This is a genomic window from Vibrio sp. 10N.222.49.C9, assembly GCF_041474985.1.
Lineage (GTDB): Bacteria > Pseudomonadota > Gammaproteobacteria > Enterobacterales > Vibrionaceae > Vibrio > Vibrio crassostreae_C.
The window spans coordinates 1-677 of sequence record NZ_JBFRVD010000140.1; the positions used below are offsets into that span (position 1 = coordinate 1).

Below are 677 nucleotides of genomic sequence, written 5' to 3' on the forward strand. Positions count from 1 at the left end.
ACACAGATTGATTAGGTTTAGAAAAGTAAAGAGATGAAGAACTCCCAAGTTCTTCGAAGTTTGTTTCTACTTTTAAAGTAGAGATGAATTGCAGTGTCCCGTTCGTCTAGAGGCCTAGGACACCGCCCTTTCACGGCGGTAACAGGGGTTCGACTCCCCTACGGGATACCACTTCCTTCAAGAAGTAAAAAGGGTCGTTAGCTCAGTTGGTAGAGCAGTTGACTTTTAATCAATTGGTCGCAGGTTCGAATCCTGCACGACCCACCATTTCCTCCCAAGGAAATAAAATTTGGGGCGATTAGCTCAGTTGGGAGAGCACCTGCCTTACAAGCAGGGGGTCACTGGTTCGAGCCCGGTATCGCCCACCATTTCCTCCCAAGGAAATAAAAATATGGGGCTATAGCTCAGCTGGGAGAGCGCCTGCCTTGCACGCAGGAGGTCTGCGGTTCGATCCCGCATAGCTCCACCATTCTTTCTCCATGAAGGAATCAAAACTATCATGGGCGATTAGCTCAGTTGGGAGAGCACCTGCCTTACAAGCAGGGGGTCACTGGTTCGAGCCCGGTATCGCCCACCATCTTTAAGCACACTTTTCTTAGTAATAGAAAACTGAGTGTATTTAAAAATGGTTTTGAAAGTTTAATGCTTTAAAAACTCTTGCTCTTTAACAATTTGGA

The 677-nt window shown here is 46.7% G+C and carries 5 tRNA genes; all 5 read left to right on the forward strand.

The annotated features are described in order from the left end of the window. Positions 1-95 precede the first annotated feature (95 nt). The 5 genes from AB4585_RS22370 to AB4585_RS22390 all read left to right on the forward strand — a co-directional run bounded on the left by AB4585_RS22370 (position 96) and on the right by AB4585_RS22390 (position 577). Positions 96-171: transfer RNA gene (locus tag AB4585_RS22370), tRNA-Glu, on the forward strand. A 20-nt stretch (positions 172-191) separates the two neighbouring features. After that, positions 192-267: transfer RNA gene (locus AB4585_RS22375), tRNA-Lys, on the forward strand. A gap of 25 nt (positions 268-292) precedes the next feature. Next, positions 293-368: transfer RNA gene (locus AB4585_RS22380), tRNA-Val, on the forward strand. A 25-nt stretch (positions 369-393) separates the two neighbouring features. Continuing rightward, positions 394-469, forward strand: a tRNA-Ala gene (locus AB4585_RS22385). Between the two features lie 32 nt (positions 470-501). Continuing rightward, positions 502-577, forward strand: a tRNA-Val gene (locus tag AB4585_RS22390). The last annotated feature ends 100 nt before the right edge of the window (positions 578-677 follow it).